This is a genomic window from Leifsonia sp. Leaf336, from assembly GCF_001423695.1.
GTDB lineage: Bacteria > Actinomycetota > Actinomycetes > Actinomycetales > Microbacteriaceae > Leifsonia.
Genome location: NZ_LMOZ01000003.1, coordinates 406,751 through 433,707, shown reverse-complemented (window position 1 = coordinate 433,707; position 26,957 = coordinate 406,751). Strand labels below are relative to the sequence as shown.

22 protein-coding genes and 3 rRNA genes are annotated in these 26,957 nt (G+C 66.5%); 19 read left to right on the top strand and 6 right to left on the bottom strand.

What is annotated here, in order from left to right:
• The first annotated feature begins 27 nt into the window (after positions 1-27).
• Positions 28-780 (top strand): JAB domain-containing protein, encoded by a 753-nt coding sequence (locus ASF88_RS17315; RefSeq protein WP_055921666.1) that lies wholly within the window; start codon positions 28-30, stop codon positions 778-780.
• Here ASF88_RS17315 and aspS read toward each other — a convergent pair.
• Positions 704-2,032: an aspartate--tRNA(Asn) ligase gene (aspS, locus tag ASF88_RS17310; protein ID WP_200935319.1), complete on the bottom strand. Its 1,329-nt coding sequence runs from the start codon at positions 2,030-2,032 to the stop codon at positions 704-706. The genes ASF88_RS17315 and aspS overlap by 77 nt on opposite strands.
• A 106-nt stretch (positions 2,033-2,138) precedes the next feature.
• Here aspS and ASF88_RS17305 point away from each other — a divergent pair, with 106 nt between their 5' ends.
• From ASF88_RS17305 to ASF88_RS17260, 10 genes are all read left to right on the top strand, one after another.
• On the top strand, positions 2,139-2,846 hold the full coding sequence (locus ASF88_RS17305; protein WP_055921663.1) for a histidine phosphatase family protein: 708 nt from the start codon (positions 2,139-2,141) through the stop codon (positions 2,844-2,846).
• A complete protein-coding gene (locus tag ASF88_RS17300) occupies positions 2,843-3,466 on the top strand; it encodes a TlpA family protein disulfide reductase (protein ID WP_055921660.1) in 624 nt (207 codons plus the stop codon). The genes ASF88_RS17305 and ASF88_RS17300 overlap by 4 nt, the downstream gene beginning before the upstream one ends.
• Positions 3,467-3,468: 2 nt before the next feature.
• The gene (locus tag ASF88_RS17295; protein WP_055921658.1) at positions 3,469-4,206 is read left to right on the top strand and encodes a cytochrome c biogenesis CcdA family protein; all 738 of its coding nucleotides are present in this window, start codon (positions 3,469-3,471) and stop codon (positions 4,204-4,206) included.
• A complete protein-coding gene (gene resB / locus ASF88_RS17290; protein WP_055921655.1) occupies positions 4,190-5,818 on the top strand; it encodes a cytochrome c biogenesis protein ResB in 1,629 nt (542 codons plus the stop codon). Before ASF88_RS17295 ends, resB begins: the two co-directional genes overlap by 17 nt.
• 9 nt (positions 5,819-5,827) lie before the next feature.
• Positions 5,828-6,916, top strand: coding sequence for a c-type cytochrome biogenesis protein CcsB (gene ccsB, locus ASF88_RS17285; protein WP_200935318.1), 1,089 nt, complete (start codon positions 5,828-5,830; stop codon positions 6,914-6,916).
• Positions 6,917-7,581: 665 nt separating this feature from the next.
• Positions 7,582-9,105: ribosomal RNA gene (locus tag ASF88_RS17280) — 16S ribosomal RNA — on the top strand.
• 433 nt (positions 9,106-9,538) lie between these two features.
• A 23S ribosomal RNA gene (locus tag ASF88_RS17275) occupies positions 9,539-12,652 on the top strand.
• A 134-nt stretch (positions 12,653-12,786) separates the two neighbouring features.
• Positions 12,787-12,903: ribosomal RNA gene (gene rrf, locus ASF88_RS17270) — 5S ribosomal RNA — on the top strand.
• The 16S, 23S and 5S rRNA genes sit together here, the layout of an rRNA operon.
• Positions 12,904-13,935: 1,032 nt before the next feature.
• Positions 13,936-14,658 carry a hypothetical protein gene (locus ASF88_RS17265; RefSeq protein ID WP_055921652.1) on the top strand — a complete coding sequence of 241 codons (723 nt, stop codon included), beginning with the start codon at positions 13,936-13,938 and terminating at the stop codon, positions 14,656-14,658.
• The gene (locus ASF88_RS17260) at positions 14,633-15,652 is read left to right on the top strand and encodes an HAD-IIA family hydrolase (protein ID WP_055921650.1); all 1,020 of its coding nucleotides are present in this window, start codon (positions 14,633-14,635) and stop codon (positions 15,650-15,652) included. The genes ASF88_RS17265 and ASF88_RS17260 overlap by 26 nt, the downstream gene beginning before the upstream one ends.
• Before the next feature lie 23 nt (positions 15,653-15,675).
• Here ASF88_RS17260 and ASF88_RS17255 read toward each other — a convergent pair whose 3' ends face one another.
• The gene (locus ASF88_RS17255) at positions 15,676-16,668 is read right to left on the bottom strand and encodes an o-succinylbenzoate synthase (RefSeq protein WP_055921648.1); all 993 of its coding nucleotides are present in this window, start codon (positions 16,666-16,668) and stop codon (positions 15,676-15,678) included.
• A 57-nt stretch (positions 16,669-16,725) separates the two neighbouring features.
• Here ASF88_RS17255 and ASF88_RS17250 point away from each other — a divergent pair, with 57 nt between their 5' ends.
• Genes ASF88_RS17250 through ASF88_RS17240 form a run of 3 tightly spaced genes read left to right on the top strand, consistent with a single transcriptional unit; the run spans position 16,726 to position 19,896 of the window.
• The gene (locus ASF88_RS17250; RefSeq protein WP_055921645.1) at positions 16,726-17,637 is read left to right on the top strand and encodes a 1,4-dihydroxy-2-naphthoyl-CoA synthase; all 912 of its coding nucleotides are present in this window, start codon (positions 16,726-16,728) and stop codon (positions 17,635-17,637) included.
• 58 nt (positions 17,638-17,695) lie between these two features.
• On the top strand, positions 17,696-18,886 hold the full coding sequence (locus ASF88_RS17245) for an AMP-binding protein (RefSeq protein ID WP_082519043.1): 1,191 nt from the start codon (positions 17,696-17,698) through the stop codon (positions 18,884-18,886).
• A 26-nt stretch (positions 18,887-18,912) separates the two neighbouring features.
• On the top strand, positions 18,913-19,896 hold the full coding sequence (locus ASF88_RS17240) for a 1,4-dihydroxy-2-naphthoate polyprenyltransferase (RefSeq protein WP_055921643.1): 984 nt from the start codon (positions 18,913-18,915) through the stop codon (positions 19,894-19,896).
• Here the strand turns inward: ASF88_RS17240 and ASF88_RS17235 are convergent.
• On the bottom strand, positions 19,884-20,189 hold the full coding sequence (locus tag ASF88_RS17235; protein ID WP_055921639.1) for a DUF4229 domain-containing protein: 306 nt from the start codon (positions 20,187-20,189) through the stop codon (positions 19,884-19,886). The two genes, ASF88_RS17240 and ASF88_RS17235, sit on opposite strands and share 13 nt — an antisense overlap.
• A gap of 42 nt (positions 20,190-20,231) precedes the next feature.
• Between ASF88_RS17235 and ASF88_RS17230 the strand changes: the two genes are divergently transcribed.
• Positions 20,232-20,588 (top strand): PLDc N-terminal domain-containing protein, encoded by a 357-nt coding sequence (locus tag ASF88_RS17230; protein WP_055921635.1) that lies wholly within the window; start codon positions 20,232-20,234, stop codon positions 20,586-20,588.
• The gene (gene menD, locus ASF88_RS17225; RefSeq protein ID WP_082519042.1) at positions 20,581-22,380 is read left to right on the top strand and encodes a 2-succinyl-5-enolpyruvyl-6-hydroxy-3-cyclohexene-1-carboxylic-acid synthase; all 1,800 of its coding nucleotides are present in this window, start codon (positions 20,581-20,583) and stop codon (positions 22,378-22,380) included. Before ASF88_RS17230 ends, menD begins: the two co-directional genes overlap by 8 nt.
• A gap of 14 nt (positions 22,381-22,394) precedes the next feature.
• Here menD and ASF88_RS17220 read toward each other — a convergent pair whose 3' ends face one another.
• Positions 22,395-23,021 (bottom strand): LysM peptidoglycan-binding domain-containing protein, encoded by a 627-nt coding sequence (locus ASF88_RS17220; RefSeq protein WP_157498420.1) that lies wholly within the window; start codon positions 23,019-23,021, stop codon positions 22,395-22,397.
• A gap of 22 nt (positions 23,022-23,043) precedes the next feature.
• Between ASF88_RS17220 and ASF88_RS20535 the strand changes: the two genes are divergently transcribed.
• Together ASF88_RS20535 and ASF88_RS17215 are read left to right on the top strand one after the other, a co-directional pair.
• On the top strand, positions 23,044-23,268 hold the full coding sequence (locus ASF88_RS20535) for a hypothetical protein (RefSeq protein ID WP_157498419.1): 225 nt from the start codon (positions 23,044-23,046) through the stop codon (positions 23,266-23,268).
• Positions 23,269-23,401: 133 nt separating this feature from the next.
• Positions 23,402-23,947 (top strand): acyl-CoA thioesterase, encoded by a 546-nt coding sequence (locus ASF88_RS17215; RefSeq protein ID WP_082519102.1) that lies wholly within the window; start codon positions 23,402-23,404, stop codon positions 23,945-23,947.
• A gap of 30 nt (positions 23,948-23,977) precedes the next feature.
• Here the strand turns inward: ASF88_RS17215 and ASF88_RS17210 are convergent, their stop codons facing one another.
• Positions 23,978-25,348 carry an FAD-binding oxidoreductase gene (locus tag ASF88_RS17210; protein WP_055921630.1) on the bottom strand — a complete coding sequence of 457 codons (1,371 nt, stop codon included), beginning with the start codon at positions 25,346-25,348 and terminating at the stop codon, positions 23,978-23,980.
• Between the two features lie 59 nt (positions 25,349-25,407).
• Between ASF88_RS17210 and ASF88_RS17205 the strand changes: the two genes are divergently transcribed.
• The gene (locus tag ASF88_RS17205) at positions 25,408-26,361 is read left to right on the top strand and encodes a DNA-3-methyladenine glycosylase family protein (RefSeq protein WP_055921627.1); all 954 of its coding nucleotides are present in this window, start codon (positions 25,408-25,410) and stop codon (positions 26,359-26,361) included.
• Between the two features lie 37 nt (positions 26,362-26,398).
• Here the strand turns inward: ASF88_RS17205 and ASF88_RS17200 are convergent, their stop codons facing one another.
• Entirely contained in the window at positions 26,399-26,953 is a 555-nt protein-coding gene (locus ASF88_RS17200) for an SRPBCC domain-containing protein (RefSeq protein WP_055921624.1), read from the bottom strand.
• Positions 26,954-26,957 lie beyond the last annotated feature (4 nt).

Below are 26,957 nucleotides of genomic sequence, written 5' to 3'. Positions count from 1 at the left end.
TCCTCGGGGCGTCCATAGCGTGGACTCATGTCGATCACGGAAGAAGCCGCGCCGTCCCTCGCCGACGTCCCCAGCCATGACCGGCCACGGGAGCGCATGCGACGCCTCGGCATCGGCTCGCTCACCGACGACGAGGTGCTCGCCCTCATCCTCGGCTCGGGCCAGACCGGCCGCAGCGTCCTGTCACTCGCCCGGTCCATCCTGGGGCGCTGCGGAGGCTTTCCGGGCCTCGCGACCATGGATTTCGCGCGGCTCGAGAACCTCCCGGGCGTCGGTCCGGCCACCGCCGGCCGGCTCGTCGCCATCATCGAGATCTGGAGGCGCGCCGGCCGGTCGTCCGCGTGGACGCGCCTGGTCGATCCCACGGCGGTCGCCGACGTGGTGCGGCCAGAACTGCTGCACCGCGACAGCGAACGCTTCGTCGTCGTGGTCGCCGACCGCGCCGCTCGACCGCTCGAGATCGTGATGCTGCGCGACGGTGGCGTCGACGAGCGCTCCATCCAGCCGGCCGACGTCCTGCAGGCCGTCCTCACCCGTGGCGGCCGGTCGTTCGCGGTCGCGCACAACCATCCGTCGGGATCGCTCGACCCCTCGGTGGCCGACACGGTGCTCACGCGCCGGCTCGACCAGGCGGCGGCGACCATCGGGCTGCGGTTCCTGGGTCACATCCTGGTCGCGGGCGAGCGCTGGACCGCTCTGTCGGCTACGGGGTCAGTCGCGTCGGGCCGCGGAAGAGATAGGTCGTCTCGCGCAGGTTCGACAGGTGCAGCATCAGCATGAGCACGCGCGCGAGTCCCATCCCGAAACCGCCGTGCGGGGGGATGCCGTACCGGAACGTGGCGAGCACGTCCTCCAGCTCCTCCACCGAGAGGCCCTTCTCCGCCGCCTGCTTCTCGAGGATCTCCACGCGGTGCTCGCGCTGAGCGCCCGTAGAGATCTCGACACCGTTGAAGATGAGGTCGTAGCTCTTGGTGATCGACGGGTCGTCGGCGTGACGCATGTGGTAGTACGGGCGGATGCTCGACGCGTAGTCCGTCAAGAAGACGAACTCGTGACCGTAGGTCTCCTTCACGTACTGGGAGATCCGGCGCTCGCCCTCCGGGTCCATGTCGTCATCGGCGCGCGGCACCTCGTAGCCCTGCTCGGCCACGATGCGCTTCGCCTCGGCGAGCGGGATGCGCGGGAACGGCGTGGTCGGAACGGTGACCTCGACGCCGAAGAGCGCCTCGATCTCGGCCCCGTGCTTCTCCTTCACCGCGGTGAAACCGGCGACGAGGAGGTCCTCGTGCACCTTCATGACGTCCTCGTGGCTGTCGATCCAGCTCAGCTCGGTGTCGACGCTCGTGAACTCCGTCGCGTGGCGGCTGGTGAAGCTGGGGTCGGCGCGGAACGCCGGCCCGATCTCGAACACCCGGCCGAAGCCCGCGGCCTGAGCCATCTGCTTGAAGATCTGCGGGCTCTGGGCGAGGTACGCGGTCGTCTCGAAGTACGGCAGCTCGAAGAGCTCGGCGCGCGACTCGGAGGCCGACGCCATCAGCTTCGGGGTGTGGATCTCGATGAAGCCGTTGTCGACCCAGTACTGCCGCATCGCGTGCTCGAGCGTGGTCTGCACGCGGAAGATGAGGTTGTGCTTCGGCTCGCGGAGGTCGAGGAAGCGCCAGTCCATGCGCTTGTCGATGCCGCTGTCCGCCGCGATCGGGGTCTCCGGGATCGCAGCCGTCTCGACTTCGAGGGTGCTCAGCTTGATCTCGATGCCACCGAGCTTGACGCGCTCGTCGTGCTTGAGCTCGCCGGTGGCGCGCACGAACGACCCCTGCGACAGGGCGGAGATCGTCGTGGCGGGCTCGTCGACGACGACGGTGCCGTCTTCGGCGACCGTGCGCGGATTCACCAGCTGCACAGCGCCCGACTCGTCGCGCAGCACGACGAACTGCACCTTCTTCTGGTCGCGGACGGTCTCGACCCATCCGGCGACGCTGACGGGGCCGTCGGGAAGAGCGGCGAGGTCCTTGATCAAAACGCGTGCGGTCACGATCGACAAGCCTACCGCCCGCTCCTACCGCCGATGAGGGCCGAGAGCAGCCGTCGCGCTCCGGCGCTCAGTGAATTCAAGGCAAAGCGCTCCGTAGACTGGACCAGTGGTAGCAAGCCAAGTTCATCTCGTCCGTCACGGAGAGGTGTTCAATCCCGACGGCATCCTGTATGGCAGGCTGCCGGGCTTCGGCCTCTCCAAGCTCGGCCACCGCATGGCCCAGGCAGCGGCCGACGACCTGGCCGCGCGGGGCCGCCCGATGTCGTCACTGCGCGTCTCGCCGTTGCAGCGCACGCGCGAATCCGCCGCTCCGATCGCCGCGGCGTTCGGTCTCGAGCCGGTCGTGGACGAGCGGATCATCGAGCCCACCAACCACTTCGAGGGCACCAACATGCGTCGCGCCCTCAAGAACCCGGTCAACTGGCCGTTCCTCGTGTACCCGCCCCGGCCCAGCTGGGGCGAGGCGTACACGAGCATCGAGAAGCGCATGCTGGCCGCGATCGACGACGCGTTCGACTCCGTGGAGTCCGGCGACGTCGTCTTGGTGAGCCATCAGCTCCCGATCTGGGTGACGCACCTCTCCGTCGCAGGCGAGAGCTTCCCGCACGATCCGCGCAAGCGCCGCTGCGCCCTCTCGAGCATCACGACCTTCGAGCGCACCAGCGAGCCCGCTCCCGCTCCACAGCCCCGTCCGGGCGAGGAGCCGGTGCCGGCCGACCCGTCGGCTCCACCCGTGCTCCGACTCGTCGAGGTCGGGTACGCCGAGCCAGCGGGCAGCCTGATCGCCACCGCGACCGATGTGGGGGCCGTGTGACCTCCCGTTCCCCGCTCTCCAAACGCGCGCGGCTCGCGCTGATCGGCCCGGCGATCGCCGTGGCGACCGCCCTGTTCCTCTCCGGCTGCACCTCCAATGACGCGCTGGCCAATCAGTACCGCTCCGGCTCCGGTCAGAACTACATCGCGGGCGACGGCAGCGTGAGCGAGTTCGCCGCCGCCAACCGCGGGGCGCCCGTCGCGTTCTCCGGCACGCTGGCCGACGGAACCGCGGTGTCGTCCAAGGACTACGCGGGCAAGGTCCTCGTGGTCAACTTCTGGTACGCGGGCTGCCCGCCGTGCCGGGTCGAGGCTCCCGACCTCCAGTCGCTGTCCGAGAAGTACGCGTCGCAAGGCGTCAACTTCCTCGGTGTCAACCTCTATGACTCCGCGAGCACCGCCGCCAGCTTCGAGAAGGACAAGGGCGTCACCTACCCGTCCGTCCTCGACCGCGACACCGGCTCGGTGCTTCTCGCGTTCAGCAAGACCGTCCCGCCCAAGGCGACGCCGACCACCCTCGTGATCGACAAGCAAGGCCGCGTGGCCGCCCGCATCCTCGGCGCGATCCCGGACAAGAGCATCCTCGACTCGCTCATCTCCGACGCCGTGGCCGGGAAGTAGCCGTGGACGTCGGTCAGATCGTCTTCAGCGGACAGCTCCTGCTCGCGCTGCCCATCGCCGTCCTTGCGGGGCTGGTGTCGTTCGCGTCTCCCTGCGTGCTGCCCCTCGTGCCCGGCTATCTCGCCTACGTCGGCGGGATGAGCGACCCGGGCGCCAAGCGCGACCGCAGCCGGGTGCTTCTCGGCGTCGCCCTGTTCGTCCTCGGGTTCGCCGTCGTCTTCGTGGCCTACGGTGCCGCCTTCGGCGCCCTCGGCCTGTGGCTGGTGCGGTGGCAGGAGGTCGTCATCCGCGTGCTCGGGGTGCTCGTCATCCTCATGGGGCTCGTGTTCATCGGCCAGTTCTCCTTCCTCCAGCGCACGATCAAGCCGACGTGGAGGCCCGCTACAGGACTGATCGGCGCCCCGCTGCTCGGTATCGTCTTCGGCCTCGGTTGGACGCCCTGCATCGGCCCGACCCTCGCGGCGATCAGCGCGTTGAGCGTCGGCAGCGGATCGCCATGGCGTGGAGCCCTGTTGGGACTCTTCTACTGCATCGGTCTCGGCATCCCGTTCCTGCTCGTCGCACTCGGTTTCGACTGGGTGGCCGGCTCCGTAGCCTTCCTCAAGCGGCACATCCGTGTCATCAACATCATCGGAGGCGCACTGCTCGTGGTCATCGGCATCCTGATGGCGACCGGTCTCTGGACTGCCATGATGTCCCAGTTCCTGGGGGTGATCTCCGGCTTTGTCCCGGCCATCTGATCACATCGACTCCGCGCCGCCACGCGACGAAGATCCCAACGTCGTCCAGCCCAAGCTCGGGCCGCTCGGCTGGGTCCGCTGGGCGTGGCGCCAGCTCACGAGCATGCGCACGGCCCTGTTCCTGTTGCTCCTGCTGGCTATCGCTGCCGTGCCGGGCTCGCTGTTCCCGCAGCGCGGAGCCGACCCCAGCGGTGTCACGAAGTACTTCAGCGACAACCCGCAGCTGGCCCCCGTGCTCGACAAGTTCCAGCTGTTCGACGTCTACACGTCGTTCTGGTTCTCGGCCATCTACCTGCTGCTGTTCGCTTCCTTGATCGGCTGCATCATCCCGCGCACCGCCCACCACGCGAGAGCGCTGCGGGCGCGACCGCCCAAGACGCCGGTGCGGCTGACGCGGATGTCCGGCTTCCAGTCGCGAATCCTGCCGGCAGAGCTCCGCGACGACGCACCGAACCCGATCGAGTCGGCGCGGCAGATCCTCCGCCGCTCCCGCTACCGGGTCTCGCTCTACCAGGACGCCCGGTCGACCTCGGTGTCCGCGGAGCGCGGCTACCTGCGCGAGACCGGAAACCTCGTGTTCCACATCGCGCTCCTCGGCGTGCTGGTCGCCGTCGGCATCGGCGGAGGCTTCGGCTACACCGGCCAGAAGGTGGTGGTCGTCGGGCAGAGCTTCGTGAACAGCCTCCCGTCGTACAACTCGTTCAACCCGGGCCGGTTCTTCTCCGACGGCTCGCTCGAGCCGTTCTCGATTCGGGTCGACAGCCTCGACGTGGCATACGAGACGAAGAATCCGAACGCCGTCGGCACGCCGCTCGACTACACCGCGAAGGTGACGACCACGGGGCCGGGCGACTCCTCCGGTCCGGCGACCATCAAAGTCAACGACCCCCTCGCCATCGGCGGCACGAACGTCTACCTCCTCGGCAACGGCTACGCGCCGACGATCACGGTCAAGGATCCGCAGGGCAAGATCGTCTTCAGCGACTCGGTCCCGTTCATCGCCCAGGATGCGCGGCTCACGTCGCTCGGCTGGGTGAAGGTCCCCGACGGGCTGCGCGAGCAGGTCGGGATGATCGGCTTCTTCTATCCGACCGTCGGCAAGAGCGACACCGCGGCGGGGGCACTCACCTCGACGTTCCCCGGCCTGGACGACCCCGTCCTGAGTCTCAACGTCTACGCCGGAGATCTCGGCGTCGACAACGGCGTCCCGCAATCGGTCTACAGCCTGAACACCGACAAGATGACCCAGCTCGCCGGGCCCGGCACCAAGACCAAGGCGCTCCAGCTCAAGCCGGGCCAGACGGTCGAACTGCCGAACGGGCTCGGGACCATCTCGCTGGGCGACGTCAAGCGCTATGCGTCGCTCGACGTGCACCACGATCCCGCCCAGGTCTGGGTGCTGCTGTTCGCCGTGCTCATCCTCGGCGGCCTGCTGACGTCGCTGTTCGTGCCGCGCAGGCGCATCTGGGTGAAGGCCGTCGAGAACCCGGACGGATCCCTGACGCTGGAGTACGCTGGCCTCGCACGAGGCGAGGACCCCAATCTGCTTGCTGCCGTCTCCGCCGTCGCGGACGAGCACACCGCCCTCCTCACCCGACAACCGACGAATTAGAGTTTCATCGTGACCGATACCCTGTCCCAGCTGTCCACGGTCTTCATCTACGTGGCGATGGGGTTCTACGCCGCAGCCTTCATCGCGTTCGCACTCGATCTCGCCCGGCGCGGGGCGAGGGTGACCGCCGACGAGGTCGCCGTGGTCCCGAGCGCCGTCGCGCGCAGAGCCGAAGTCGCCGCGCCCGTGGGCGCCTCGACGACGACGCCCTCCGCCTCCACAGGCCAGGCGCCGCCTCCGGCACCCGCATCGCCGCCGTCGTCGTCGGCACTGGGGAGGCTGTCGTCACGGATCAGCGCCCGGGTCGAGGACGACGTGATGAACGGCGCCGCGTCGTCGACGTCCATCCGCTGGGCCTTCGGCCTCACTATCGCCGGGTTCGCGTCGCACGTCATCGCCACACTGCTCCGCGGCATCGCCGCCGACCGGGTCCCGTGGGCGAACATGTGGGAGTTCTCGATGACCGGCACGCTGGTCATCATCGGCGTCTTCCTCGTCGCCAACCTCAAGTGGGACATCAAGTACCTCGGCACGTTCATCGTCGGTCTGGTGCTCGTGCTCCAGGGGATCGCGTTGCTGCGGTACTACGTCCCGGTGGTCCCGCTGCAGCCGGCGCTCCAGTCGTACTGGCTGGTGATCCACATCATCGTGGCCGTGCTGGGCACGGCGTTCTTCGCACTCGGGTTCGCGTTGTCGGGACTGCAGCTGCTGCAGTACCGGCGTGAGCGTCAGGAGGCGGAGTCGCGGCCGCAGCAGTTCAAGTTCCTCGCCACCCTCCCGAGCGCGGTCGCCCTCGAGAACCTCGCGTACCGGATCAACATCGTGGGCTTCATCGCCTGGACGTTCACGCTCATCGCCGGAGCCATCTGGGCTGAGAAGGCGTGGGGGCGTTACTGGGGTTGGGACACGAAGGAAGTCTGGACCTTCATCATCTGGGTGATCTACGCCGGCTACATCCACGCGCGAGCGACGCGCGGCTGGCGCGGATCGCGTTCCGCGTGGCTCGCGATCATCGGTTTCGCGGCGGTGCTCTTCAACTTCGGCATCGTCAACGTGTTCTTCCACGGACTGCACGCCTATTCGGGTCTCGGATCCTGATCGATCGGCACCTGATCTCAGACGCGGTCGCCCCTCGGGGCGGCCGCGTTTTCGCGTTTGAAGGGGCGAGTTCCGCGGAATCACGCGGAAGCTGCCCTGCGACACGCCCGGGATGTCGGCGGGATTTGCGACGTTCCGGAGGCCTGCGTAAAGTACTTACTTGTCACCCCAAAGGTGCGGGAGAGCGGAAGAGCTCCCCGGCCTCAAGCGGGACCAAATCCTTAGCCTAGCGGCAAATCTCAACTTGAAAGAGTTGCTTTGCTGCGCTTAGGATTAACACCCCACTCACTGAGCAGGTCTAACCGGTTCGGGTCGTGCAAATCGGATGTATCCCACGATGGATGAACGAAAGAGCGCGAAACGGCCAACTTGACAAACTGACTGAGAGTGGTAAGGTAGAGAAGTTGCCTCACAGAGAAGCCCGAGAGGGTTGAAGGTGAGAGCGTCCGATCCTTGAGAACTCAACAGCGTGCACAATGTCAAATGCCAAAAACCTCGGCATTGACCCGAAGACCTCGGTCTGAAAGTCGATGCATGAGATTCCTTTGGATTAGATAACGAATGTCAGACATTCGAATTTAGTCAAGACAAACTCGCAGGAGACGAGATATTCCTCTCCGATCCTGCACTATGTTTCCAGTCGCTTGCGACTTGGAGCTGAACATTTTACGGAGAGTTTGATCCTGGCTCAGGACGAACGCTGGCGGCGTGCTTAACACATGCAAGTCGAACGATGAACCTGGAGCTTGCTCTAGGGAATTAGTGGCGAACGGGTGAGTAACACGTGAGTAACCTGCCCTTGACTCTGGGATAACCTCCGGAAACGGAAGCTAATACCGGATATGACGCACGGAGGCATCTCCTGTGCGTGGAAAGAACTTCGGTCAAGGATGGACTCGCGGCCTATCAGGTAGTTGGTGAGGTAACGGCTCACCAAGCCTACGACGGGTAGCCGGCCTGAGAGGGTGACCGGCCACACTGGGACTGAGACACGGCCCAGACTCCTACGGGAGGCAGCAGTGGGGAATATTGCACAATGGGCGCAAGCCTGATGCAGCAACGCCGCGTGAGGGATGACGGCCTTCGGGTTGTAAACCTCTTTTAGTAGGGAAGAAGCGAAAGTGACGGTACCTGCAGAAAAAGCACCGGCTAACTACGTGCCAGCAGCCGCGGTAATACGTAGGGTGCGAGCGTTGTCCGGAATTATTGGGCGTAAAGAGCTCGTAGGCGGTCTGTCGCGTCTGCTGTGAAAACCCGAGGCTCAACCTCGGGCCTGCAGTGGGTACGGGCAGACTAGAGTGCGGTAGGGGAGAATGGAATTCCTGGTGTAGCGGTGGAATGCGCAGATATCAGGAGGAACACCGATGGCGAAGGCAGTTCTCTGGGCCGTAACTGACGCTGAGGAGCGAAAGCGTGGGGAGCGAACAGGATTAGATACCCTGGTAGTCCACGCCGTAAACGTTGGGCGCTAGATGTGGGGACCATTCCACGGTTTCCGTGTCGCAGCTAACGCATTAAGCGCCCCGCCTGGGGAGTACGGCCGCAAGGCTAAAACTCAAAGGAATTGACGGGGGCCCGCACAAGCGGCGGAGCATGCGGATTAATTCGATGCAACGCGAAGAACCTTACCAAGGCTTGACATACACGAGAACGCCCTAGAAATAGGGAACTCTTTGGACACTCGTGAACAGGTGGTGCATGGTTGTCGTCAGCTCGTGTCGTGAGATGTTGGGTTAAGTCCCGCAACGAGCGCAACCCTCGTTCTATGTTGCCAGCGCGTAATGGCGGGAACTCATAGGAGACTGCCGGGGTCAACTCGGAGGAAGGTGGGGATGACGTCAAATCATCATGCCCCTTATGTCTTGGGCTTCACGCATGCTACAATGGCCGGTACAAAGGGCTGCAATACCGTAAGGTGGAGCGAATCCCAAAAAGCCGGTCTCAGTTCGGATTGAGGTCTGCAACTCGACCTCATGAAGTCGGAGTCGCTAGTAATCGCAGATCAGCAACGCTGCGGTGAATACGTTCCCGGGCCTTGTACACACCGCCCGTCAAGTCATGAAAGTCGGTAACACCCGAAGCCGGTGGCCCAACCCTTGTGGAGGGAGCCGTCGAAGGTGGGATCGGTGATTAGGACTAAGTCGTAACAAGGTAGCCGTACCGGAAGGTGCGGCTGGATCACCTCCTTTCTAAGGAGCATCTGGCACCCTCGGGTGTCCAGGCGCCGGATCTGAGCGAATGTCTCAGCCGGTTAGCTCATGGGTGGAACGTTGACATTGGTGCGGAGCCGATCGGCTCGAACTCAGTACGCCTCTTGCAGGAAGGAACAGTTCGAATCAGGAAGCACCGCACATGCACGCTGTTGGGTCCTGAGGGACCGGGCCTCATCCAATCGGATGAGAACTGGAAACTCGGACCTTTTCTTGTCGGTCATAACTCGGCCGGCGGAGAAGGTACCGCCCGTACTTTGAGAACTACACAGTGGACGCGAGCATCTTAGATTCGAACCTTCGGGTTCGAATCACAAAGATCACAGCACTTTCGAGTGCTGATAGATCATTGGTCAATCTGCGTCAAATCTGCTTCGGCAGGTGAGACGTCGATCGATTCAAACTCATGTGATTTCAAATTTCTAAGAGCAAACGGTGGATGCCTTGGCATCTGGAGCCGAAGAAGGACGTAGTAATCTGCGATAAGCCTCGGGGAGCTGATAAACGAGCTTTGATCCGAGGATCTCCGAATGGGGAAACCCCGCTGGGCCCGTAAGGTGACCCAGTGACTCCCGCCTGAATATATAGGGCGGGTAGAGGGAACGTGGGGAAGTGAAACATCTCAGTACCCACAGGAAGAGAAAGCAAAAGCGATTCCGTTAGTAGTGGCGAGCGAAACCGGAAGAGGCTAAACCGATCATGTGTGATAGCCGGCAGGCGTTGCATGGTCGGGGTTGCGGGACTTTTCAGCAGCTTCTGCCGAACTGCAAGCGTTACAGAGGATCATAGGCGAATGGCATTGAAAGGCCAGTCACAGAGGGTGCCAACCCCGTAGCCGAAATGGTCCAATGGCGCGAAGAGTATCCCAAGTAGCACGGGGCCCGAGAAATCCCGTGTGAATCTGTCAGGACCACCTGATAAGCCTAAATACTCCCAGATGACCGATAGCGGACAAGTACCGTGAGGGAAAGGTGAAAAGTACCCCGGGAGGGGAGTGAAATAGTACCTGAAACCGTTTGCTTACAAACCGTTGGAGCCTCCTTGTAGGGGTGACAGCGTGCCTTTTGAAGAATGAGCCTGCGAGTTAGCGATATGTGGCGAGGTTAACCCGTGAGGGGTAGCCGTAGCGAAAGCGAGTCTGAATAGGGCGATTCAGTCGCATGTCCTAGACCCGAAGCGAAGTGATCTATCCATGGCCAGGTTGAAGCGACGGTAAGACGTCGTGGAGGACCGAACCCACTTAGGTTGAAAACTGAGGGGATGAGCTGTGGATAGGGGTGAAAGGCCAATCAAACTTCGTGATAGCTGGTTCTCTCCGAAATGCATTTAGGTGCAGCGTTGCGTGTTTCTTGCCGGAGGTAGAGCTACTGGATGGCCGATGGGCCCCAAAAGGTTACTGACGTCAGCCAAACTCCGAATGCCGGTAAGTGAGAGCGCAGCAGTGAGACGGTGGGGGATAAGCTTCATCGTCGAGAGGGAAACAACCCAGACCACCAACTAAGGTCCCTAAGCGCGTGCTAAGTGGGAAAGGATGTGGAGTTGCACAGACAACCAGGAGGTTGGCTTAGAAGCAGCCACCCTTGAAAGAGTGCGTAATAGCTCACTGGTCAAGTGATTCCGCGCCGACAATGTAACGGGGCTCAAGCACGCCACCGAAGTTGTGGCATTGACATTATTGGTAGGCCTTCGTGGTCCAGCCGTGTTGATGGGTAGGAGAGCGTCGTGTGGCGAGTGAAGCGGCGGTGTAAACCAGCCGTGGACGCCACACGAGTGAGAATGCAGGCATGAGTAGCGAAAGACGGGTGAGAAACCCGTCCTCCGAAAGACCAAGGGTTCCAGGGCCAGGCTAATCCGCCCTGGGTAAGTCGGGACCTAAGGCGAGGCCGACAGGCGTAGTCGATGGACAACGGGTTGATATTCCCGTACCGGCGAAGAACCGCCCAAGCTAATCCAGTGGTGCTAAGAGTCCTAATCCTGGACACGGATCCCTTCGGGGTGAAGGTCCGGGCCTAACGCTCGACCCCATGCTGGTGCGGCTAGCGTATTAACAGGTGTGACGCAGGAAGGTAGCCCAGCCGGGCGATGGTTGTCCCGGTGTAAGTGTGTAAGCCGAGAGATAGGCAAATCCGTCTCTCATATAGGCCCAGGCACGATGCGTAGTCTTAACTGACGAAATGGGTGATCCTATGCTGCCGAGAAAAGCATCGACGCGAGGTTCCAGCCGCCCGTACCCCAAACCGACTCAGGTGGTCAGGTAGAGAATACCAAGGAGATCGAGAGAATCGTGGTTAAGGAACTCGGCAAAATGCCCCCGTAACTTCGGGAGAAGGGGGGCCTGAGGCGTGAAAGGACTTGCTCCTGGAGCGTTTGAAGGCCGCAGAGACCAGTGGGAAGCGACTGTTTACTAAAAACACAGGTCCGTGCTAAGTCGCAAGACGATGTATACGGACTGACGCCTGCCCGGTGCTGGAAGGTTAAGAGGAAGGGTTAGCTTCGGCGAAGCTCAGAATTTAAGCCCCAGTAAACGGCGGTGGTAACTATAACCATCCTAAGGTAGCGAAATTCCTTGTCGGGTAAGTTCCGACCTGCACGAATGGCGTAACGACTTCCCAGCTGTCTCAACCGCGAACTCGGCGAAATTGCACTACGAGTAAAGATGCTCGTTACGCGCAGCAGGACGGAAAGACCCCGTGACCTTTACTACAGCTTGGTATTGGTGTTCGGTGTGGCTTGTGTAGGATAGGTGGGAGACTTTGAAGCGGGCACGCCAGTGTTCGTGGAGTCATTGTTGAAATACCACTCTGGTCACTCTGGATATCTAACTTAGAACCGTAATCCGGTTCAGGGACAGTGCCTGGTGGGTAGTTTAACTGGGGCGGTTGCCTCCCAAAAAGTAACGGAGGCGCCCAAAGGTTCCCTCAACCTGGTTGGCAATCAGGTGTCGAGTGTAAGTGCACAAGGGAGCTTGACTGTGAGACTGACAAGTCGAGCAGGGACGAAAGTCGGGACTAGTGATCCGGCAGTGGCTTGTGGAAGCGCTGTCGCTCAACGGATAAAAGGTACCTCGGGGATAACAGGCTGATCTTGCCCAAGAGTCCATATCGACGGCATGGTTTGGCACCTCGATGTCGGCTCGTCGCATCCTGGGGCTGGAGTAGGTCCCAAGGGTTGGGCTGTTCGCCCATTAAAGCGGTACGCGAGCTGGGTTTAGAACGTCGTGAGACAGTTCGGTCCCTATCCGCTGCGCGCGTAGGAAATTTGAGAGGATCTGACCCTAGTACGAGAGGACCGGGTTGGACGAACCTCTGGTGTGCCAGTTGTTCTGCCAAGAGCACCGCTGGTTAGCTACGTTCGGGATGGATAACCGCTGAAAGCATCTAAGCGGGAAGCCGGCCTCGAGATGAGATTTCCATGCCTTCGGGCGAGAGGCTCCCAGCTAGACTACTGGGTTGATAGGCCGGATGTGGAAGTGGGGACTAAAGACCCATGGAGCTGACCGGTACTAATAAGCCGATAATTTGATAATCACTATCTTCATACTGTTGTAAGGCTGGTATGAGGAGCCAAGATTGCTTGCGTCCACTATGTGGTTCTCGATGTACGGTCGAGAACTGAAACAATCGTGATGATTGTTCGTTCACTTTGATACATCAATAGTGTTTCGGCGGCCATAGCGAGAGGGAAACGCCCGGTTACATTCCGAACCCGGAAGCTAAGACTCTCTGCGCCGATGGTACTGCAGGGGGGACCCTGTGGGAGAGTAGGACACCGCCGGACTTCTTTGTGAGATGGCCACCCAGTGATGGGTGGCCATTTCGCGTTAACGGTCCAATTTCGCGCGAGCAGTTCGTTGCGCGATCCACGCACCTAGGCTGGGCAGGGAGCCCGCCACCTCGACAGGGAGAAGTCGTGAGCGATACACCTGCAGACGACGACAGGACGTCCGCGTCCCGCGGCGACGACCGCGGCCGCGGTACCGGTCGTGGACGACGCGACGACTCCAGCGGAGGACGCTCGCAGGGCGGTGGGCGATCGTACGACCGCAGTGGATCCTCGAACCGAGGAGGCTCGACGAACCGTGGGGGCTCGAGCAAAGGCGGCGCCGGCTACGACGGCGGCCCTCGCCGGGACTCGTCTGCCCAGGGGCGCGGGCGCCCGCAGTCCGGAGACGGATCGCAGCGCGGCGGCACCGGTGGGGGTCGGTCCGGAGCGGGTGGACCCGCGCGAGACGGCAATCGCGACCAGCAGCGTGATGGCAGCTGGAGCAGGGACGGGCAGCGCGGTGGGGCCGCAGGCGGAAGCCGAAGCGGCAAGTACAGCCGTGACGGCCAGAGCGGTGGTCAGTATCGTCGCGATAAGCAAGGTGGTGGCCGGTACGATCGCGATCGCCAGGACGGACGCGGCGGACAGCGCGGCGATCGGCCGCAGCGGGACGGTGCTCCGCGCGGCGATCGGCCGCAGCGGGACGGTACTCCCCGCGGTGATCGGCCGCAGCGCGAGGGTGCTCCGCGTCAGGGCGGGTCGCGGCAGGGCGGTTCGTGGGACTCGAACCGGAAGCCGAGCACTGGCAGCGGACGGGACAGTCGGCCGAGCGGGCACGGCAGCCGTGCGGGCGGAGGTCGTTCCGACGACAAGCTCTGGACGAAAGGCGGCCGGCCCGCGCGCGGGGACCGGGATGCCCGTGACCACGAGTACGAGCTGAGCGAAGAAGAGAAGCGCGCTCGTGAGCTACGGGCGGTTCGTCCGCGGCACGATGACCCCGACCTCCCCGACGACGTCGAAGCGCGTCAGCTCCCGAAGGAAGCGCGCGTGGAGCTCAAAACGCTCAGCAAGGACAACGCCGACTGGGTCGCAGAGCACCTGGTCATGGCCTCCCGGCTCATCGACACCGACCCCGAGCTGGCGCACCGCCACGCCATGTCGGCCTCCCGTCGCGCCGGACGCATCGGTGTGGTTCGCGAGACACTCGCGATCACCGCGTACGCCACTGGCGACTTCGCGCTGGCCCTGCGTGAACTGCGCACTTACCGCCGGATCACCGGCTCCAACGACCAGATCGCGCTGATGGTGGACAGCGAGCGCGGCGTCGGCCGGCCCGACCGCGCCCTCGAGCTCGGGCGATCCGTCGACCGCGCGAGCCTCCCCACGGACGTGCAGGTCTCGTTGGCGATCGCGATGTCCGGCGCGCGACTGGACCTCGGTCAGGACGAGGCCGCGCTCGCTGAGCTCGAGATCCCGCAGCTCGACCCGAACCGTGCTTTCAGCTGGAGCCCGGACCTGTTCCACGCCTACGCGGAGGTGCTCGAAGCCCTCGGCCGTGATGATGACGCAGCCACCTGGCGGGAGCGCGCCGAGCGTGCGGAACTGGCGTTGGAAGAAGCGCAGTCGGACGCCGAGCTCGAGACCATCCACGTCATCGAGGAGGTCTTCGAGCAGGAGCCCGGGGAAGACCCGAAAGAGAGCTCAGAGGACGAGGATGACATCGAGCGGGAGGGCGAGCCGGACGATGGCGCTGTTTCGACGGACGAGTGAGACAGCGACGCCGCTGACGGGCGTCGACCTCGTGCTGGCCGACCTCGACGGCGTGGTCTACACCGGACCGAACGCCATCCCGTACGCGGTCGACAGCCTCAACAGCGCCGCCGCAACCGTCCGTGTCGGTTACATCACCAACAACGCCTCGCGCACCGATGCGTCGGTGGCCGGCCACCTCAGCGACCTCGGCCTCCGCGTCGAACCGCGCGATGTGGTGACCTCGCCGCAGGCGGCGGTCCGGCTTCTCAGCGAGCACGTTCCGGCAGGATCGACGGTTCTGGTCGTCGGCGGAGACGGCCTGGTCGACGAAGTGCAGAAGGGCGGCTTCTCGGTCACCCGCTCCGCGGAGGACGACCCGGCCGCCGTGATCCAGGGCTTCGCTCCGGAAGTCGGCTGGACCCAGCTGGCCGAAGCCGCGTTCGCCCTCCAGGGCCGCAGCGACAGCGAACGGCCGTGGATCGCGACGAATACCGACTGGACCATTCCGGTCGCGCGCGGCATCGCGCCGGGCAACGGCACGCTCGTCTCCGCGGTGCACACCGCGGCCGGGAGGCTGCCGCTGGTCGCGGGAAAGCCCGAGGTGGCGATCTTCCACGAAGCGATCGCGCGCTTCCAAGCCAAGACGCCGCTGTTCATCGGCGACCGGCTCGACACCGACGTCCTCGGTGCGAACCGCGCGGGGATCGCGTCGGTGCTCGTCCTGACCGGGATCGACCGGGCGAAGCAGCTGCTCGCCGCCGAAGCGGACTCCCGACCGACCTACATCCTGCGCGATCTGCGCGGGCTCGACGAGCCGTATCCCGAGACGAAGACCGCCCGCAACGGCGTGGTGACCGTCGGGAAGTCGACGGTCGGGATCGAGGGCAACGAGGTCCGCATCCTCAGCGAAGGGGACGACGAACTCGACCTGCTGAGGGCCGCATGCGCGGCGATCTGGGACTCGGGCCGGGCGATCTACGGCCTGGAGGTTCCAGAGCGGCTCTACGCCTGATCGGCTGAGGTTCGCCCGGCTTCCTAGAGAGCCGTCGTGCGTTCGACCACGCGGTAGCAGCGACGAACCCGATCGAGCCACCAGTCGCGGCGGTCGTCGGGCGCGCTGAGACGATCGAGCTGAGCGGGCGAGACCTCCGGACGCTCGACCCGGATGACACCGTCGACGGGCGTGAGCGGCGATACCGCGACATCCTGGTCGAACATGGCGACAGTCCCGAGTCCGCAATCGAAGTCGAGTTCAGGGATGGCTGCCGCCAGGAAGGCGCCCATCGCGATTCCGACCGACGTGTCCAGGGCGCTGGAGACGACCACGGGGAGGCCGGCTTCGGCGACGATCCGCAGGGCCGTGTGAACGCCCCCGAGCGGCTGCGCCTTGATCACCAGCAGGTCGGCGGCGCCGGCGCGGGCGACCGCGAGCGGGTCGCTCGCCTTGCGAACGCTCTCGTCCGCGGCGATCGGGATGTCCATGTACCGGGTGCGGACGCGGATCTCCGCGAGCTCCTCGACGGTCGCGCAGGGCTGCTCGACGTACTCGAGATCGAACGGGGCCAACGCGTGGATGGCGTGCTCCGCCTCGTCGACGTTCCACAGCGCGTTCGCGTCGACGCGGACGCGGCCCTCCGGACCCACGATCTCGCGGACGGCGCGCACGCGGGCGATGTCATCGGCGAGCGTTTGACCCGGCTCGGCGACCTTGACCTTGGCCGTTCGCGCGCCGGGGTATCGGTCGAGAATGGCGGGGACGTCATCGGCGGCGACGGCCGGGACGGTCGCGTTGACCGCGATCTGGTGGCGCAGCGGCGCGGGCTGGGGCCGCCATCCGAAATCGATTGCGGCGTGCAGCCAGGAGGCGGCCTCCTCGTCGTCGTACTCGACGAACGGGGAGAACTCGGTCCAGCCCTCGGGGCCCTCGAAGAGGACAGCCTCGCGGACGGTGATGCCGCGGAACCGCGATCGCATCGGCAGCCGGACGACACGCGCCGTCCCTAACAGGTCGTCCAGGTGGGGCAGCATTCCACAAGTTTGGCACGCGAGCCGCCGCGCGGATCGGCGCGATCGTAGGCTTGAGGCATGTCTTCGGCAGTATCAGAGCTCTTCGACCCCGCGGTGTGGAGGGACGTCCCTGGTTTCGGGGCGCTCACCGACATCACCTACCATCACGACGTCAGCGGGCGCATCGCGCGTGTCGCCTTCAACCGGCCCGAGGTGCGCAACGCATTCCGTCCGCACACGGTCGACGAGCTCTATGCCGCTCTCGAGAACGCGCGCACCAACCCGAAGATCGGCGTGGTGCTGCTCACCGGCAACGGGCCGAGCCCGAAAGACGGTGGCTGGGCGTTCTGCTCCGGCGGTGACCAGCGCATCCGCGGCCGCGACGGATACAAGTACGCCGACAACGAGACGGGGTCGGGGATCGACAGCGCTCGAAGCGGCCGCCTGCACATCCTCGAGGTTCAGCGACTCATCCGCTTCATGCCCAAGGTCGTCATCGCGGTCGTGCCCGGGTGGGCGGCCGGCGGCGGGCATTCCCTTCACGTCGTCTGCGATCTCACCATCGCGAGCGCGGAGCACGGGCGGTTCAAGCAGACCGACGCCGACGTCGGATCGTTCGACGCCGGCTACGGCAGCGCCTACTTCGCCCGACAGGTTGGCCAGAAGTTCGGTCGTGAGGTCTTCTTCCTTGCTCGGGAGTACTCCGCGCAACGGGCCTACGAGCGCGGAGCGGTGAACGCGGTCGTGCCGCACGCGGAGCTGGAGGAAACGGCGGTCGAGTGGGCGGAGGAGATTCTCACCAAGTCTCCGACGGCGATCCGCATGCTCAAGTTCGCGTTCAACGCGGTCGATGACGGGCTCGTGGGCCAGCAGGTGTTCGCGGGAGAGGCGACGCGGCTGGCCTACGGAACCGACGAGGCTGTCGAAGGTCGCGACGCATTTCTCGAGAAGCGCGAGCCGGACTGGTCGCCGTTCCCATGGCAGTACTAAGCGCGGTGGCCAAGCCGAGCACGGCTGCGGTGTCAGACGCAGGCACTGGGATGGCGACGTGACGCGCGCGTACCAGGTGGTCGATGCGAGCCGGCCGCAGGATGTCTTCGTGGCGTTGCGCGCGGCGCTCGCCGATGGTGGGCCGGCGGTCGTTCCACGCAGTGGCGCTCCGCGGGAGCATGCGGAGGCCAGCGCGGAGCAGGCGGCCGCGTGGCCAGCGCAAGCGGAGCGGGCCCCGCAGAATGTCGCCCTCGTCATCGAGACCTCCGGGTCGACGGGTGTGCCGAAGCGGGTCGCGCTCTCCGTCGACGCCCTGCTCGCGAGTGCGGCGGCCTCCGCCGGCGCGGTGGGAGGTCAGGGGCAATGGTTGCTCGCGCTTCCCTCGCACTACGTCGCGGGGGCTCAGGTGCTCGTGCGCTCTCTCGCGGCGGGAACGGAACCCGTCTACTACGGCGAGGGGCACTTCGACCCGAGGCGGTTCGCCGAGCTGACGGGTGAGCTCACTGACGATCAGCTCTACACGTCGCTGGTGCCGGTGCAGCTGGCGCGGCTTGTGGATGCCGCCGAGGGAGGTGCCCGCGAGGTGGGCGCGGCGTTGAGGCGGTTCGACGGCCTCCTCGTCGGCGGGCAGTCGCTCGACACGCGGCTTCGCGAGCGGGCGGAGGAGCTCGGCGCTCGCATTCTCACCACCTACGGCTCGAGTGAGACCGCCGGGGGATGCGTCTACGACCGCGTCCCCATCGGCACGACGGTGGTGCGCGCGGTGGACGGTTTGCTCGAGATCAGCGGACCGTCCCTGGCCGAAGGCTACATCGGCGACGAAGGGCGGACGGCGGCGTCGTTCTACGAGGAGGGCGGCGCGCGGTGGTACCGCACAGGTGATCTCGGCGAGGTCGTCGACGGACGAGTGACCGTGCGCGGGCGCTCGGACAATGTGATCATCTCCGGTGGCGAGAAGGTGCTGCTGGACGCCGTCGAACGCGTTGTCCGCGCGCTGCCGGCGCTCGGCGACGTCGTCGTGGTCGCCGCGCCCGACGACGAGTGGGGGCAGGTTCCCGTCGTGGTCGCGACGGGGGGCGGGAGCCTCGACGACGTTCGCGAACGCGTCGTGCGGGAGCTGGGTCGCGCGGCCGCACCCGCGCGAATCGTCACCGTGACCGACCTGCCGCGCCTCAGCAACGGCAAGCCCGACCGTGTGAGCGCCGCACGTCTCGCGCGCGTCGCGGGCTCCGCGGAGTCGGAGACATAGCCGTTGTTGTTACGATTCGCTCTGTGATGAGCCAGAACAACTCCCGGATGCAGCGGATGGCGCCCCCGCCGGCGCGCGGACCTCGTGGCGGCAGGAGCGGACGTCCCGGCGCCAAGGCCTCCACGGTGCGGCCGGCGACGACCGCCGACTGGATCGCCGGCGCGCGCCTACGTACCCTGCCGCTGGCGGTTGCGCCTGTGCTCATCGGCGTCGGGGCCGCCAAGGTCATCGAGGGCGCCGGCATCTGGCACCCGGTGCGATCCCTGCTCTGCCTCGCGGTCGCGGTGCTGCTGCAGATCGGCGTCAACTACGCCAACGACTACTCCGACGGCATCCGTGGCACCGACGAGTTCCGTGTCGGGCCGGGCAGGCTCACCGGGTCGGGCAAGGCCGCACCCAAGAAGGTGCTCACGGTCGCCCTCACGTTCTTCGGGCTGGCGGCCGTAGCGGGCCTCATCCTGGTACTCCTCACGCAGTTCTGGTGGGTGCTGATCGTCGGGGCCGTGGCCATCGCCGCCGCCTGGTTCTACACGGGCGGCAAGCGTCCGTACGGGTACTACGGACTCGGCGAAGTCTTCGTGTTCGTCTTCTTCGGCCTGGTCGCGACGGCGGGCACGACCTACATGCTGGCCGGCTCGGTGAACCAGGAGGCCTGGTTCGGTGGAGTGATCGCCGGATTGATCGCGTGCGCGGTGCTCATGGTCAACAACATCCGCGACATCGGCCCGGACAAGCAGGCGCGCAAGCGCACACTCGCCGTCCTCCTGGGCAACACAGCGTCGCGGATCGTGTTCTGCGTGTTCCTGCTGGTGCCGTTCGGCATCCTCGCGGTTCTCGCCCTGTTCTACCCGTTCGCGTGGTTCGGGATGTTCGCGCTCCTCGCAGCGCTTCCAGCCTGCGTCATCACGCTTTTCGGCAAGACCCCGCGCGAACTGGTCACGGCACTGCAGCTCACCAGCATCACCGGGCTGCTCGTGGCGATCGCGCTCGGCGCCGCCTACGCCTTCTGACCGGAGGCGGTTCCGCCCTGATCGGCGTCGGACTGCGCCGCGTCGATCGCGGCGTCTTCGTCATCGTCGGGCGACGGGGCCGGCTTGTCCCGGTGACGCGCAGCGTACAGGTCTGACGAGACCGCGTTGCGCGGCTTGCTGAGCAGGATGTACGACAGGCAGAGTCCGATCAGGGCGGCGGCGATGACCGCTGCCCACCAGACGATGCCGATCACGAGAAGGACGATCAGCGGCACGACGAACACCACCAGGCGCAGCACGGTGTAGGTCAACCAAGAGGGAATCCGCTTCACCCTCCCAGCTTAGGCACGCTCTCTGAGAGTTACGATGTAGCCATGGTTCGCCTCTGGATAGTCCTCGGCGTCGCAGCCGCGGTTTTCTACATCTATTCGGTGGCAGACTGCGCCCTCTTCGACCGTTCCCGGGTGCGTGGCCTACCCAAGCCCGTGTGGCTGCTCATCATCATCCTGTTCCCGATCATCGGCGGCGTCCTCTGGTTCCTGGTCGGCCGCGGCCGGCGCAACAGAGGCGAGTCCGCCCGACGCGTCCCCGCGCCGGACGACGACCTCGAGTTCCTCGGAAAGCTGCGGATCGACCACGATCAGGAAGAGCGCATCAAGCGGCTCGAGAAGGAGCTCGCCGAACTCGACGACAACGGTCCGGACGACCAGACCGGCCGACGGGATGGGTGACCCGCGGGTCTCGGAAGAGCCCGCGGACCTCGGAGCCGGGACACCCGGACGGCTGCCCCGCGTGGACAGCCCGGCGACCGACTACGCGCTCGCCCTCCTGGCGGGCTTCGTGGAGGCCGGCGTCGCCGACATCGTGGTGAGCCCCGGCTCTCGATCGCAGGCGCTCGCGCTCGCCGCGGCCGAGCTGGAGCGCGCAGGAGCCGCCCGACTCCACGTCCGCATCGATGAGCGGGTCGGCGGCTTCCTGGCGCTCGGGCTCACCTGCGAGACCGGCGCGCCCACCGTCATCGTCACGACCAGCGGGACGGCGACCGCCAATCTGCACCCCGCCGTTCTGGAGGCGCACGAGGCCGGCATCCCGATGATCGTCGTCACAGCCGACCGCCCGGACGAGCTGCGTGGCATCCGGGCCAACCAGACGACCCGGCAGGACGGCCTATACGGGACCGTCGTGCGATCGACGCGCGACATCCCCGCTCCGGTCGGCGCCGCCGACGAGCAGGACGCCGCCCGTTCCATCGCGCACGCCGCGGTCGCGGAGGCCGTCGGAGCCGCCACGGCCGACCCCGGCCCGGTTCACCTCAATGTCGCGTTCCGTGAACCCCTCTCGGTCGCCGTGCCTCCAATCACCGGCCTCGAGCGGGGCGAACTGCCCAGGGTCGCTGGTCCGGAGGCGCTGGGGCGGCCGGTCATCGAGCTGGAGGACGGGCCTCTGACGGTGGTCGTCGCCGGGGCCGACGCGGGCCCCGCGGCGGCCGACCTCGCGCGGACGGGCGGTTACCCGCTGCTCGCCGAGGTGTCCAGCGGCTCCCGATTCGGGCCGGAACTGGTGGTCGCCTACCGCGAACTGCTGCGCGAAGAGGCCTTCGGCGATCGAGTCGAGCGAGCGATCGTGTTCGGACATCCCACGCTCAGCCGGGAGGTCCCGGCGCTCCTGCAGCGAGCGGACGTCGAGGTGATCGTCGTCGCCCCGACCGGCGCCGAAGCGTACAACCCCGGGCATCGAGCACGCGTCGTGGGTGGAGCTAAGCCGCCCGCGGAGGTCGACCTCCGCAGCCCCGAGGTGCGTTCGTGGGTGGGCAGCTGGGTGTTCGCGAGCCGAAGGCTCACCGAGGACGCCGAGCGCTCGGCCGACCCGGCCTCCACCGCCCCCGATGTGCAGAAGGCGCGTTCGTACCAGCCGTCCGACGCCCTGGCGTTCGCCCGGGCGGAGCTCGCGGCCGTGCGGGCACCGATCACGCGTCCGCTGCTGGCCGAAGCGCTCTGGCGGTACACCTGGCCGCACGACCGCCTGGTCTTCGGTGCCTCCCGGCTGATCCGAGACGCCGACAGGCTGGTGCCCGGCAAGAAGATCGTGGTCCACTCCAATCGCGGGCTCGCGGGTATCGACGGCACGATCGCTTCCGCGACCGGGATAGCGCTCGCCAGCGCGGCCCGCGCGCGAGCGGAGGGTGGCGCCTCCGGAGTCACCAGGGTGCTCCTCGGCGACCTCGCATTGCTGCACGATGTCGGCGCCCTGCTCGGCGGTGCCGGGGAGGAGCGGCCACACCTGCAAGTCGTCGTCGGAAACGACGGCGGCGGGACCATCTTCGACGGTCTCGAAGTCGCGGCGACCGCGCCGGCCGAAGCGTTCGACCGGGTGCTGTACACGCCGCATTCGGTGGACCTGGCAGCCCTCGCCCGCGCCTACGGATGGGAGCACCGCGTGGCGCGCACGAAGGGCGAGCTGGATCAGGCGCTCTCCGCCCCGCCTCCCGGGCCGAGCATCCTCGAGGTTCCGCTGCCGCGCTGAGTCGGCGCCGCTCGCTAGAGGCTGTCTGGGTCGAGGTTCAGCTTCGTCGACGCGTAGAGGTACTGGCTTCCGGCGCCTCCCGGGAGGTCCGGGTTGAGCCAGAGCAGCCACTCGACCGGGATGCCGAAGCGGTCCGCCACGGCGGTCGTCGTGTCGCCCTCGGCGACCTCGTAGCTCCGGGGCGCGCCGCTCGCGGTCGTGGCCGTGACGCTTCCCGCGGCGCTCGGGCGGGCTCCGCCGTCGACCGGATGCACGTTCGACGGCCGCACCGGCACCGACCAGCGGATCGTGTTGACCGCTAGTACCTTGTTCGGGCCGAGCTCCTGCGGCACACCGTCGAACGACGCGGCCGACGAGTACGTCACCAGGGATGTCAGGTAGGACGGTTGGCCGTCGTTGACGAGGGCCGTCGCCGATTGCGCCGACGAGGTCGGGCCGCCGAGGAGCTGATCGCCCACGCCGTGGTAGGTCAGTCCGTCGCCGACGCGCGGCGGGATGTCGATGAGCGTGACCGACACGGGCACGGGAACCGTCGAGGTGAAGTTCGAGTACTGGGCGGAGTACGTGTTGTTGCCGTTCGCGACCATCCGGTAATGGAAGTGGATGCTGCCCAGGGGCGAGGCCACATTGCCCTCGGCCACGACGGTTCCCTGCGGAACGGGAGTGAGCGTCGGTGCGGGAACCGGCGTGCTCGTCGGAATCGGAGTGCTGGTCGCAAGACTTCGGCTCTGGCTCCGTGGCGTGCTCGTGGGCTTCGGCGACGCGGTATGCGTCGCCGATGCGCTCGGTTTCGCGCCTCCACCGAAGAGTGCGCACCCGGCGAGCAGCGATACGACGGCCGCCGCAGCGACCAGCGCGGCTGCACCCCTCCGCGCGCGTGCGGACTGACCCGACAGTCGACTCCGACCGTGGTTTGTTCGAAACGACACGATTTCCCCCTCGAAGCACCCTAGCGGGGTTGGAGGCCGTCGACAATGAAGATGAGATCGCATTGGCGCATCACTAGCATGACCGCGTGCACATGATCTTCCGGACGATGCTCCACGCGTTCCTCTCCCGCTTCGGTCCGCGGCTCGATCACTGGGACGTGGCACGGACCCGCTTCCGGGTGCTGCCCACGGACCTCGACATCCTCAAGCACATGAACAATGGGGTCTATCTGTCGATCGCCGACATCGGGCGCTTCGACCTGCTTCGCAGGAACGGGGTCTGGGCGGTCTTCGAGAAGCGCGGCTGGTATCCCGTCGTCGCGTCGGAGACGATCTCGTTCCGCAAGTCGCTGGAGCTGTGGCAGCCGTTTGTGGTGGAGTCGCGCATCCTCGGCTTCGACGAGAAGGCCGTCTACGTGGAGCAGAGGTTCACCGTGGACGGTGAGATCTACACGCAGGCCTTCATCCGCGGCCGCTTCCTGAAGAGGTCGGGCGGGGTCGTCTCGATCACCGAGCTGCTCGACGCGGTCGGTCCGGCACCGACCGACGTCACGGTGCCGGACTGGCTCGTGGAATGGGGAGCGGACGCCGCCCTGCCCTCGACGCGCGCGGAGGCCCCGAGCGTCTGGAGCGAGTGACGGCGTCCGCACGCACCGGCCGGTGAAGGCTCAGCTCGGCCCGAACGCGAAGACCCGATCGGGGTCGTAGGAGGCGCGCACGTCGGTGAGCCTGGCGTGCACCGCGGGCGGCCACGCGCTCTCGAACGTGGTCGGATCGCTGAGGTCGGCTGACCAGTTGACGTTCGTGATCGCCGAGACGCGGTGCCGCAGAGCGCGGGCGAGCGCCTCCGCCGCTGCCGGCGCGGCGCTCTCGAACGTCGCCGGATCGGCGGCGATCGCGCTCAGCGTGTAGCCGCTGTCACGCCCACCGACCGCGGTGCCGTCTGCCGTGTCGCGGCGAGCGGCTCCGCCCAGCTGCCGGATCTCGAGGGCCAGGAACGGGCTCTCGACGCGTGGGCCGGCGACCTCCAGCAGCGCGTCGCCGTCGGCGGCGTCGAAGTCGTCGAGCATGAAACCGCGGATCCACGACGGCGATCCCTGCTCTGGATCGTTATGGATGCTCGCGACCGCGGTCGTCGGGATCTCCGCCACGGCGTCGAGGAAGACGGGTGCGGCCTCCCGGATGGGTGCGAACAGGCGCTCGCCTGTGGCGCTGTCGCCCGGATAGGCGAACCGGACGCTGAGCACCGTGCGGCCGCGCAGCGGCGGCGGAGGGCCGTCGACGTCGGGCACGCGCAGCAGCACGACGGACGTCGTCGCCTCTTCGCCCAGCCCGGCCGCCCAGTCGACCCAGGCACGGAACGCGGGCTCGATGGCGTCGCCCTCGAAGAAGACGCTGCCGGCGTAGAGCGTGGTTAGCGGCACCAGCTCGAGCGTCATCTCGGTGACGATGCCGAGACCGCCCTTGCCTCCGCGCAGCGCCCAGAACAGCTCGGGATGCGAGTTCGCATCGGCGGCGACGATGTCGCCCTGAGCGGTCACGACCCGGAACCCGCGGACCCAGTCGGCGGTGAACCCGTGCGTGCGCGCGAGCGGCCCGAGGCCTCCACCGAGGGTGTAACCGACTGCCCCGACGCTCGTGGAGGACCCGGTGATCGGGGCGAGATCGTGCTCGGCCGCACGGGCGATGACGGGCGCCCAGCGCACGCCGGCTCCCACTCGGACGAGGCGGGCCGGCGCGTCGATCTCGATGGCGTCGAGCGCGCGCGTCGACACGATGAGCCCTCCGACGATCGACGCCTCCGACCCGTGCCCGGTGGCCTGGACGCGCACCGGAAGCGCGTGTTCGCGCGCGAAGCGCACGGCCTCGGCGACGTCGCCCTCGCTCGCGACGGCGACCACGACGTCTGGATCGTGTTGGATCGCCGGATTGAAGCAGGCGACTTCGGCGGCGAGCCCCTCATCGCCGCGGACGTAGACGGTTCCCTGGACGCGCTCGCGCAGGCGCGCGAGGGCATCGCTTTCGATATCGATTCCCATGGGGAGAACGTAGGGGAGACCACCGACAGTGGTCAGCCGTGTGACGTACCATTCCGTTCATGACCGCCGTGCTCCCCGCCGACGCCCGCTCCGGGCGCGCTGTGGAGACCGTCTACCGTCCGGCGGGCGCACTCGACGTGCCGGGCACGATCGGCCAGCTCGGACGCGGGCCGTACGACCCGACCACCGCGTGGGACCTGCAGGGGATGTGGCGCACCTGGCGCACCCCCGAGGGTCCTGCGACCCTCCGGATCCTCCGCGCCTCGGCCGACGGCGGCATCCGAGCCGCCGCCTGGGGCCCCGGCGCGCACTGGGCGATCGACGCCGTTCCCGGCCTGCTGGGCAAAGACGACGACTGGTCGGGTCTCGACGTGCGGTCGCATCCGCTGCTGCGCGAGAGCCTGCACCGCAACCCGGGACTCCGCCTCATGCGCACGGGCCTCGTCCTGGAGGCCCTCCTGCCGGCGATCATCGAGCAGCGCGTGACGAGTCTGGAGGCCTACCGGTCGTGGGCGCGCCTCCTGCGCTGGTACGGCGAGCCCGCGCCAGGGCCGGTGCCGGAGGGACTCCGCGTGGTCCCGACGCTCCAGCAGTGGCGGGGCATCCCCTCCTGGGACTGGCACCGTGCGGGCGTCGATCCGCGGCGTGCCCGTGCGATCCAGGCGGTGCTCGCCGTGGCGCCTTCACTGGAGCGGGCGATCGGAGCCGCCGCCTCCCTCGACGACGCCGAGAGCGCGATGCGCACCATCCCCGGCATCGGCCAGTGGACAGTAGCCGAGACGCTGCAGCGGTCGCACGGCCACCCCGACCTGGTCAGCGTCGGCGACTACCATCTGGCCCACCAGGTCGGCGAGGCACTCACCGGCTCCCGTGTCGACGACGACGGGATGCTCGAACTTCTCGAACCCTGGCGGGGCGACCGTCAACGGGTGGTGCGGCTGATCCTCGCGAGCGGCTTCCGGTTCCAGCGCAGAGGGCCGCGGGTCGCCCTTCAGGACCACCGCTGGCACTGATCCGCGCCGGCGCTGATCAGTGCCGACCGTGCGAGGCTCAGCCGGTCGTGCCGTTCCGCTGCGCCGTGGCGTGCTCGAGCCGCAGGTCGTGGTCCAGCTCCCGGCAGAGCGTCTCGTAGTGGTCGCGCATCGACGGGTAGTAGTCGTCCCAGTTCGGCATCCGCTTGCCGTCGTGAGCGGCGACGAGCCGGTCGAGGTAGTAGTCCCAGCCGATGCAGTAGTCGGCCGAGTTCGCGATCGCCCGCAGCCGCTGCCCGAAGGTGACGGTCGTGTGACCGCTCGCCTCCGTCAGATGGACGAACATCACGAGCGAGTCGGGCGCCTCGCCGACGTCGACGTGGAGGCGGTGCGGCGACTCGCACAGCATCACCGTCACGTTCTGCCACTCCGCACCGTCGCCCTCCGCGTTCATGCGGAACTTGACCGCTCCGGTCGACCCGGTGCCGGTGTACTCACCGATCCACTGGGCGAGTCGCGGAGATCTCGCGAAGTACGACCACACCTCCTCGATCGGCGCCTTGAAGATGCGGTCGAGGACCACATAGACCCCGTCTTCCTTGCGAACCAGACGTCCTGTCGGCTGCGGCAGCATGGTG

What these genes read in the sequence shown, in the direction of transcription:
- ASF88_RS17230 (WP_055921635.1), top strand. Translation starts at nt 20,232, where the DNA reads ATGGTTCGCCTCTGGATAGTCCTCGGCGTCGCAGCCGCGGTTTTCTAC.
- ASF88_RS17255 (WP_055921648.1), bottom strand. Translation starts at nt 16,668, where the DNA reads ATGCTGCCCCACCTGGACGACCTGTTAGGGACGGCGCGTGTCGTCCGG.
- ASF88_RS17215 (WP_082519102.1), top strand. Translation starts at nt 23,402, where the DNA reads ATGATCTTCCGGACGATGCTCCACGCGTTCCTCTCCCGCTTCGGTCCG.
- ASF88_RS17200 (WP_055921624.1), bottom strand. Translation starts at nt 26,953, where the DNA reads ATGCTGCCGCAGCCGACAGGACGTCTGGTTCGCAAGGAAGACGGGGTC.
- menD (WP_082519042.1), top strand. Translation starts at nt 20,581, where the DNA reads ATGGGTGACCCGCGGGTCTCGGAAGAGCCCGCGGACCTCGGAGCCGGG.
- ASF88_RS17240 (WP_055921643.1), top strand. Translation starts at nt 18,913, where the DNA reads ATGAGCCAGAACAACTCCCGGATGCAGCGGATGGCGCCCCCGCCGGCG.
- ASF88_RS17315 (WP_055921666.1), top strand. Translation starts at nt 28, where the DNA reads ATGTCGATCACGGAAGAAGCCGCGCCGTCCCTCGCCGACGTCCCCAGC.
- ASF88_RS17250 (WP_055921645.1), top strand. Translation starts at nt 16,726, where the DNA reads ATGTCTTCGGCAGTATCAGAGCTCTTCGACCCCGCGGTGTGGAGGGAC.
- ASF88_RS17205 (WP_055921627.1), top strand. Translation starts at nt 25,408, where the DNA reads ATGACCGCCGTGCTCCCCGCCGACGCCCGCTCCGGGCGCGCTGTGGAG.
- ASF88_RS17260 (WP_055921650.1), top strand. Translation starts at nt 14,633, where the DNA reads ATGGCGCTGTTTCGACGGACGAGTGAGACAGCGACGCCGCTGACGGGC.
- ASF88_RS17210 (WP_055921630.1), bottom strand. Translation starts at nt 25,348, where the DNA reads ATGGGAATCGATATCGAAAGCGATGCCCTCGCGCGCCTGCGCGAGCGC.